The organism is Pseudomonas sp. TREG-RG-20F-10-E-6-01 (genome assembly GCF_022662455.1).
Taxonomy (GTDB): Bacteria; Pseudomonadota; Gammaproteobacteria; order Pseudomonadales; family Pseudomonadaceae; genus Aquipseudomonas.
On sequence record NZ_JAKNQP010000026.1, the window covers coordinates 1 to 8,325 of the forward strand.

Genomic DNA, 8,325 nt, shown 5'->3' on the forward strand with positions numbered 1-8,325 from the left:
CAGGCGAGGTGCCGAGTGGTGGGGCAAAGACCTTTTGGTTACTTTTGGGGCGTTTGCCAAAAGTGACCCGCTGTAAGAGCGGAACCGCCAGTGGCCGTTACCGCAGCAACGGATATACACCCACCCCAACCCCCCACCTGGTCGGCCCAGAGGCCGCCACGCCTAAACCGCCCGCGACATATGCTCACTGATACGCGACCGCAGCCACCGCTCCGCCGGGTCATTATCATGCACCCCACTCCAAACCATCGACAACTCCGCCGCCTCAATCTCAAACGGCGGATCCTGCGCCCGCAACACCGTCCCCTCAGTCAACGCACAGGCCGCATAATCCGGCACCGTCGCAATAATCCGCGTGCCCGCCAACAACGCCCGCAACCCACTGAACTGCGGCACCGCCAACACCACCCGGCGCGCCCGGCCAATCCGCGCCAGGTCCAGGTCGATATTGCCGCTCAAATCCCCCGAAAACGACACCATCGCATGGGGCCGCTCGCAGTAATCATCCAAGGTCAGCGGCGCCTCCCCGTCATCCCCACGCAGCACCTTGCACGGAATATCGCGCAGCTTCTTGCGCTTGGCATTCGCCGGCAATTCCGTGGTGTAACTCACCCCCACCGAAATCTCCCCACTGGCCAACAACGCCGACATCAACAGGTAGTTGGCCCGACGCACCACCACGATAATCCCCGGCGCCTCCTCACGCAGTTGACTGAGCAACGGCGGAAACAACCCGAACTCCGCATCATCCGACAAACCAATACGAAACACCGCGCAGCTGGTGGAAGGGTCGAAATCCTTGGCGCGGCTGACCGCGCCGGAAATGGTGTCCATGGCCGGTTGCAACTCCTTGAGTATCGCCAGCGCCCGTGGCGTGGGCTCCATGCCCCGCCCATTGCGCAACAGCAGCGGGTCGTCGAACAAATCCCGCAAGCGCCCAAGCGCCGCACTCACCGCCGGTTGGCCCATAAAGAGCTTCTCGGCGACCCGGGTCAGGTTCTTCTCGAACATCAATGCTTCGAAAATCACCAGCAGGTTCATGTCGACGCGGCGCAAGTCGTTGCGGTTCATGGCGGCTTCCAAACGGTTTTCAGGCCGCCAGATAAGCAGAGACCGCCATGCGGCGATTGCACGCCTGTGCTGTCTTTTCCGCGCCATGACCTGGCGAAATTAACAACGATTAACTCGTCAGCCAGACGGTCCGGCGCCAAAAATGAAGCGGTCTACACTGGATCCATTCACCGGGAACGCTCCCATCGACTACGGATATTTGTCATGGCCCGACTTGAGTACTGTGCTCCACGCTTCTCCGCGACCGGCGGCCTATGCCCCCGACGCGAGCGCATTGCCAAACAACTGATCCTTGCCAACCTCGGCGAAAGCCTGGCAATTGCCGACCTGGCGCAGGCGTGCGCGCTGTCGCGCAGCCACTTCTCCCGCGCCTTCAAGTGCACCACCGGGCTGTCGCCGCAGGAGTGGATTCGCCAACAGCGTATCCAGCGGGCCAAGGAACTGATCACCGGCTCTTCCTTGAGCCTCACGCAAATCAGCCTGGAATGCGGGTTTTGCGACCAGGCGCACTTCTGCCATATGTTCACGCGCAGCGAAGGCGTCAACCCGATGACCTGGCGAAACCACCACTTGCGTCACAAGCCGCACGTGATTGCGGCCTAGTGGTCTGTACGCACCTGGAATATGCTGGCCAAACCCTTTTTCCCGAGCATGGGCCACCATGAGTGACCTCAGCGACCAGGCCGTGCATTTCGGCCCCTACCGCATCCACCCGCGCCAACGCCTGGTGCTGGAGGCCGGTCGCCCATTGCGACTGGGACGGCGTGCGGTGGAGATTCTGCTGATCCTGCTGGAGCAGGCCGGCAATGTGGTGAGCAAGCAGGAACTGATCGCGCGGGTTTGGCCGAAAACGGTGGTGGAAGACGGCAACCTGCGGGTGCACATGGCGGCGTTGCGCAAGGCACTCGGCGACGGCCAGGCCGGCCAGCGCTACATCGTCACCGTGGCCCAGCGCGGCTACAGTTTTGTTGCGCCACTGAGCATCGAACCGATGACGATTCCTGCCGACGGCCCGCCCCACAGCCAGGGCCATAACCTGCCACTGCGGCGCACGCGGATGATCGGTCGCCAGGCGCTGATCGATGCGCTGGTGCAGCAACTGCCGCAGCAACGCTTTATCACCCTGACCGGCGCAGGCGGCATCGGCAAGACCACCGTGGCGCTGCGGGTGGCCGAGTTGCTGATCGGGCATTACCGCGACGGCATTCGCCTGCTGGACCTGGCACCGCTGAGCGCGCCGTCGATGATCCTGCCCAACCTCGCCGCGCTGCTCGACCTCACGCCCCAAGTACATGAGCCGCTGCTGACCTTCGCCCGCAGCCTGCACGCGCGTCAGCTGTTGCTGGTGATCGACAATTGCGAACACTTGCTCGACGACATCGCCCTGATCAGCGAAACCCTGCTGCGCCACGCGCCCCACGTGCATATCCTGGCCACCAGCCGCGAAGCGCTGCGGGCCGAAGGCGAATACGTGCAGCGCCTCGAACCGCTGGCCTGCCCGCCCGCCTCCGGCAACCGTGCCCAGGCCCTCGGCTACCCGGCGTTGCAGCTGCTGATCGAACGCGCCATGTCCCATCAAGACCGTTTTGAACTCAGCGAAGCGCAACTGCCGCTGGCCATTGATATCTGCCAGCGCCTGGACGGCATTCCCCTGGCGATCGAATTGGTGGCGGCGCAGATCCAGCGCTTCGGCCTGCCGGGGCTGCTGGTGCAGATGGAAGACAACTTTCGCCTGCTGGTGCGTGGCCGGCGCAGCGCCCTGCCCCGTCAGCAAACCCTGCGCGCCACGCTGGACTGGAGTTTCGAGCTGCTGACGGCCTGCGAGCAGATTTGCCTGCGGCGCCTGGCCGTGTTTCGTGGCGGGTTCAGCCTGGCCAGCGCAGCGGCGGTGATCGCCGGGGAGCGCATCGCGCCGAACGAGGTGCTGGGCTCGATTACCCAGTTGGTCGCCAAGTCGCTGCTCAACGTCGAGGCTGGCGATGACGACGTGGTCTATCGCCTGCTCGACATCACCCGCACCTACGCGCTGGAAAAACTCAGCGTGGCCGCAGAGCTTGAGACCACCCGCGAGCGCCACGCGGCGCGCTGCCTGGCGCTGATGGAACAGGCCCGGGAGGACTGGGAACTGATCGCGACCCAGGTGTGGATCAGCCGCTATGCCCCGCTGCGCGAAGACATTCGCGCCGCCCTCGATTGGTGCCTGGGCGAGGTGGGTGCGCACCTGTTGGGTATTCGCCTTACGGTGAGTGCGATGCCGTTGTGGCAGGAACTGTCGCTGCTGCACGAGCACGGGCTGTACGTGGGCAAGGCCTTGGCGCGGCTGGCGCAGTCAACGGCGCCGAGCCAGCGCCTGCAGATGGAATTGCAGCTGGCGCTGGGCAGTTTTTCCTACCACGCCCAGGGCAGCACGCCACAGACCATTCAAGCCTTTGCCGGCGCACTGCGCCTGGCACAAGCGAGCAACGACCTCACCGGCCAGTTACGGGCAGTGTCGGGCCATATGGCGGTCAATTTGTGCAGCGGCAACTACCGTGAGGCGTTGGCACAGAGCCTGCACTTCGATCAGCTCGGCCCACAATCCGAGCCCTTGCTGGACCTCAGCGCCCAGCGCCTGCGGGTGCTGGCGCAGCACTTTGCCGGCAACCAGGCACTGGCGCTGCACAACGCCGAACAAGTGATGCAGCGCATGGCCCACAGCGGCCATCTCAATCGGTTTACCCATGGCTTTGGCGTGCAATACGACCAGAGTGTGGCGTCGCTGACGATGCTTGCGCGCATCCTGTGGCTGCGCGGTTTTGCAGAGCGTGCCTGGCGTACCGCCAACCAGGCGCTGGAGCTGGCGCTGCAGATCAACCACGGCACCTCGATCTGCTACACGCTGGCCCTGGCCGGCGTGGTGATCGCCCGCTACAACGGCGATAGCGCTGCGGCGCGTTCGTTGCTCGACCTGTTGCTGCAACAGGCACAAAAACACTCGGTGCAGTTGTTTCACACCTGGGCGCAGCACTACGCGGGCACGGCGCCGCAGGCGGATTTGCAAGGGCTGGGCCTGGTCCGGGACACACTGGTGACGTTCAACGCCATCGACGTAGATGATGAAGTGTTTGAGCGCGCCAGAAGTGGCGCGGCCGGTTGGTGCAGCGCCGAGATTCTGCGCGTGCGGGCCGAGGCGTTACCTGACCTTCACGCGCGCGAAACGCTGCTGCTGGAGGCGCTGGCCCTGGCGCATCAGCAAGGCGCGCTGGCCTGGGAGTTACGCAGCGCAATGTCGCTGGCAAGCCTATGGCAACGCCAAGGACGGCGGCAGGCGGCGCGCGACCTGTTGAACGCCCTCTACAAGCAATTCAACGAAGGCTTTGCCACCCACGACCTAGTCTGCGTACGCCGCCTGCTCGACGAGTTGCAGGACAAACGGCCGGCCTGAACGGGAGCCCAGGTAATGCCCATAGCCCTTTTGCAATTGCGCGACTTGCAGCGGGTCGCGCAGTAGCGCCAGGGCGTAGCTGCGCACGCTGTTGAGCAGGCGGTAGCGCGCAGGGCCGGGGCCCGGCTCCACCGCCAGCATCGAGGTGGCCGCCAGACGCGACAGCAGGTAGGACAGGTCGGCGTGTTCCAGCTCGGTGCCTGCCACCAGCTCGCTCAAGCGCGGCAAGGTCACGGCCATTTTGAACAGCGCCAACTGCAGGAACAGCCAGCGCTGCGGCAGGCTCAGGCGCTGATACGACCAGTCGAGTGCCGCGATCAGGGATTGGTGCCGTTCCACTGCCGTGCGCCGGCCGCGCGTCAACACCTGCAAGCCTTTTTGCAACTGCTCGTGCACACCCCGTATGCCCAGGGCATCGACCTGGGCCGCCGCCAGTTCCAGGGCCAGGGGAATACCGTCGAGGCGCCGGCAGATGTCGCGCAGTGGCGCCAAATCCTGGGCACGCAGCACAAAGCCCTGCTGACCGGCACGCACCCGTGCGACAAATAACTGGACCGCCGCGGCGGCCATCGCCTGCTCGACACCGCGCCAGGCCGAGGGCATCGGCAGCGCCAGCCTGGGCACGTGTTGCACCCATTCGCCGGGCACCTGCAACGCTTCACGACTGGTCAACACCACCGTCACCTGCGGCGCGTGTGCCTGCAGCGTGCGCACCAGGTGGCGGCAGGCGCCGAGCAACACATCGGCGCCGTCGAGTACCAGTAACAGCTGGCGCAGCGCCAACTGCTCGGCCAATGCGTTGGCGCTGCCACAGGGTTGCAGGTTCAGCGTGGCGGCCAGATGAGGCAGCAGGTGGGTCGGCCCGTGCACCGTTGCCAGATCCACCCAGCACACGCCGTCGCGATAACGCGGCAACACGCGTTCAGCCAGGGCCAGGGCCACGGTGCTCTTGCCCACGCCAGCGCAACCGGTGAGCATGATCAGCCGTTGGCTGTACAAGCGCCGCACCAGTGTGCCCAACAGCTCATCACGGCCCAGCACCGGGCTGAGTCGCACGGCCAGATTGTGCCAGGGCAGCGCCGATGCGGCGCTGGCCGGCGCAACAAAGCAGTAGCCACGCAAGGGTTCATTGAGGATATAGCGCTGCCCGTCCAGCGCACGGCGCAGGGCCGCAATGTGCACGCGCAGGTTGTTCTCTTCCACCACGCTGCGCGGCCAGACCCGGGCAATCAGCGTGTCTTTGCGCACAAATTGCCCAGGTGTCTCCAGCAGTACCGCAAGGATATCCAGCGCACGCCCACCCAGCGGCACCGGCAGGCCGGCCTTGCTGACCAGGCGCTGTTGGCGGTGAAAGGTGTAGGGGCCAAAGCTGACTGCGTGTGGGTTGTGCATGCGGGTCAAAGCGCTGGAACACCCGGCCTTGGGCGTTTGCGCATCCTTTTCCATGGGCCTGTGGCTATCTTGCCAGCTCGCCATGACAGGACAATGCTGGCACGGGGAGCGCCACGGCCAATCAGGTGCGCGAAACAGACATCCTGTCGCTAACTGAACTGTTGTCGGTATTGCGTAGGGTTCAGGCCGAGCTTTTCAGTGAACAGAAAACGCATGTGCCGCACACTGCCAAACCCGGCGCGAAACGCCACGGTCTTGAGTGGCAGGTCGGTGGTTTCCAGCAACTGCCGGGCGCGGTCGATGCGCGCGCCTTGCAGGAACGCCATGGGCGTCATCTGCACCTCCTTGGCAAACAGCCGCGTGAAGTGCCGCGCGCTCATGCCCGCCAGCGCGGCCATTGAATCGATGGTAAAGGGCTGGTCCAGCTGCGCCAGCACCTGGTTCTGCACACGGGTGATCGCCGTTTCCAACGGCGCCACAGCCGCCGTCATCGGGCTGAACTGGGCCTGGCCACCCTGGCGTTTCATCACCACCAGCAACACTTTGGCCACGTCCACCGCCACCTGTTTGCCATGGTCCTGGGCGACGACCGACAGCGCCAGGTCGATACCGGCGGTCACCCCGCCGGAGGTGATCAAGCGTCCATCCTGCAAATAAATACGATCGGTCTCGACGATAGCCTTGGGGAAGCCCTTGATCAGGCGTTCGGTGTAATGCCAGTGGGTGGTCACGCGGTGGCCGTCGAGCAGCCCGGCATGCCCCAGCACAAAGGCGCCGGTGCAGATCGAGCCAAAGCGTCGCGCCCTGGGTGCGGCGGCCTTGAGCCAGGGCAGCAGCGCAGGATGGCATTCGTTATAGGCACCGGGGCCGCCCGGCACCAGCAACAGGTCATAGGCGTCGTGGGCCTGCTCCAGTAACAGGTCGGGTTGCACCTGCACACCATTGGAGGCGCGCAGCGGGCCAGGCTCGGTGCCAATGGTCAGGATCTGATAGTGAGCGGTCGCCGGCAGGTAGCGATTGGCGATGGAAAACACTTCGAGTGGACCGGCCATATCGAGCAGCAAAAAGTCCGGAAACAGCGCCATGGCCACGGTTTTCATGCAGAGAAAGTCCATCGAGAGGGAAGTCGAGGCGACATTATGGCACGCCTTTTACTGTCAACTTCAGAGAGACAGTTATTCAGATTTCAGCTTCTTAATGAATTTCACGCTAACCATTAACCTTCTTCTCAACGCAAGAGCCCTGCATCACGCAGCCCGCTCTCACTTGAGGACAAGACCATGCTGACCCTTCGCAAAGCTTCGGACCGCGGCGCCGCCAATCACGGTTGGTTGAAGTCGTTTCACACCTTCTCGTTCGCCAATTACTGGAACCCGGCCGAGCAGGGTTTTTCTGACCTGCTGGTGATCAACGATGACCGCGTCGCCGCCGGCAAAGGCTTCGGCCAGCACCCGCACCGCGACATGGAGATTTTCTCCTATGTGCTCGAAGGCGCCCTGGAACACAAGGACACCCTGGGCACCGGCTCGGTGATTCGCCCTGGCGATGTGCAGTTGATGAGCGCTGGCAGCGGCGTGGCGCACAGTGAGTTCAACCATAGCCAACGCCAGGGCGTGCACTTCCTGCAGATCTGGATCGTGCCGAATGTGATCGGTGCCGAGCCGCGCTATCAACAGGTGCACTTCAGCGAGGCGCAGAAACGTGGGCGCCTGCAATTGATAATCTCGCCGGAAGGTGCCGAGGGTTCGCTGAATGTGCGCCAGGATGCGCGGGTGTATGCCGGTCTGTTCGACGGCGACGAAGCCGCGACGCTGGACGTGCCGCCGGATCGCCATGTGTACATCCACGTGGCCCGAGGCAGTGTTGAAGTCAACGGCCAGCGCTTGCAGGAAGGCGATGGCGCCCGCGTGCGGGATGAACGGCAGATCAGCCTGAGCCGCGGCGAGGATGCCGAGGTGCTGGTGTTCGATCTGCGCCCTCAGGAACGGCCGCAGATGCCTTGACCGTCACCGCGATGACCCGCCCCAAAACGGGTCATCGCTGGCGTCGATAGTCACCATCAGCTCAATGAAGTTCTCTTAAAAAAACCAACGCGTAACATCAAACCCATGCCAAACGGCACCCAACTAGAACACTCGGAGCACACCACCATGAAACGCCAACTCTTGCTTAGCCTCGCTTTCTCGGTACTTGCTGCAAACGCTTTTGCTCACCCGGTTGTCGCTGAAGGCGGCGCGGATCGCCTGCAAGGTAACTCCGTAGCCGAAGGCGGTTCTGACCGTCTGCTGGACCGTCGTGTTGCTGAAGGTGGCGCGGATCGTCTGCAGGAACGTGGTCTGGCTGAAGGCGGTGCGGATCGCTTGCAGGAACGTGGCCTGGCTGAAGGCGGTGCGGATCGCTTGCAGGAACGTGGCCTGGCTGAAGGCGGTGCGGATCGT

7 protein-coding genes are annotated in these 8,325 nt (G+C 63.9%); 3 read left to right on the forward strand and 4 right to left on the reverse strand.

Going from position 1 to position 8,325, the window contains the following annotated elements; genetic code table 11:
* Nucleotides 1-162 precede the first annotated feature (162 nt).
* Nucleotides 163-1,071 (reverse strand): LysR family transcriptional regulator, encoded by a 909-nt coding sequence (locus L8K08_RS29990; protein WP_106580719.1) that lies wholly within the window; start codon nucleotides 1,069-1,071, stop codon nucleotides 163-165.
* Nucleotides 1,072-1,275: 204 nt separating this feature from the next.
* Between L8K08_RS29990 and L8K08_RS29995 the strand changes: the two genes are divergently transcribed.
* Both L8K08_RS29995 and L8K08_RS30000 read left to right on the forward strand, forming a co-directional pair.
* Nucleotides 1,276-1,674 (forward strand): AraC family transcriptional regulator, encoded by a 399-nt coding sequence (locus tag L8K08_RS29995; protein WP_145163655.1) that lies wholly within the window; start codon nucleotides 1,276-1,278, stop codon nucleotides 1,672-1,674.
* Nucleotides 1,675-1,732: 58 nt separating this feature from the next.
* A complete protein-coding gene (locus L8K08_RS30000; RefSeq protein WP_242201971.1) occupies nucleotides 1,733-4,495 on the forward strand; it encodes a winged helix-turn-helix domain-containing protein in 2,763 nt (920 codons plus the stop codon).
* Here L8K08_RS30000 and L8K08_RS30005 read toward each other — a convergent pair.
* Entirely contained in the window at nucleotides 4,442-5,941 is a 1,500-nt protein-coding gene (locus L8K08_RS30005) for a winged helix-turn-helix domain-containing protein (protein WP_242201972.1), read from the reverse strand. The genes L8K08_RS30000 and L8K08_RS30005 overlap by 54 nt on opposite strands.
* Nucleotides 5,942-6,036: 95 nt before the next feature.
* Nucleotides 6,037-6,987, reverse strand: a complete 951-nt coding sequence (locus L8K08_RS30010; protein ID WP_242201973.1) for a GlxA family transcriptional regulator — start codon at nucleotides 6,985-6,987, stop codon at nucleotides 6,037-6,039.
* Nucleotides 6,988-7,167: 180 nt separating this feature from the next.
* Here L8K08_RS30010 and L8K08_RS30015 point away from each other — a divergent pair, with 180 nt between their 5' ends.
* The gene (locus tag L8K08_RS30015; RefSeq protein WP_242201974.1) at nucleotides 7,168-7,890 is read left to right on the forward strand and encodes a pirin family protein; all 723 of its coding nucleotides are present in this window, start codon (nucleotides 7,168-7,170) and stop codon (nucleotides 7,888-7,890) included.
* A gap of 123 nt (nucleotides 7,891-8,013) precedes the next feature.
* Here L8K08_RS30015 and L8K08_RS30020 read toward each other — a convergent pair.
* Nucleotides 8,014-8,325, reverse strand: a 312-nt coding sequence (locus L8K08_RS30020; RefSeq protein WP_242201975.1) for a hypothetical protein, incomplete at its 5' end; no start/stop codon positions are given.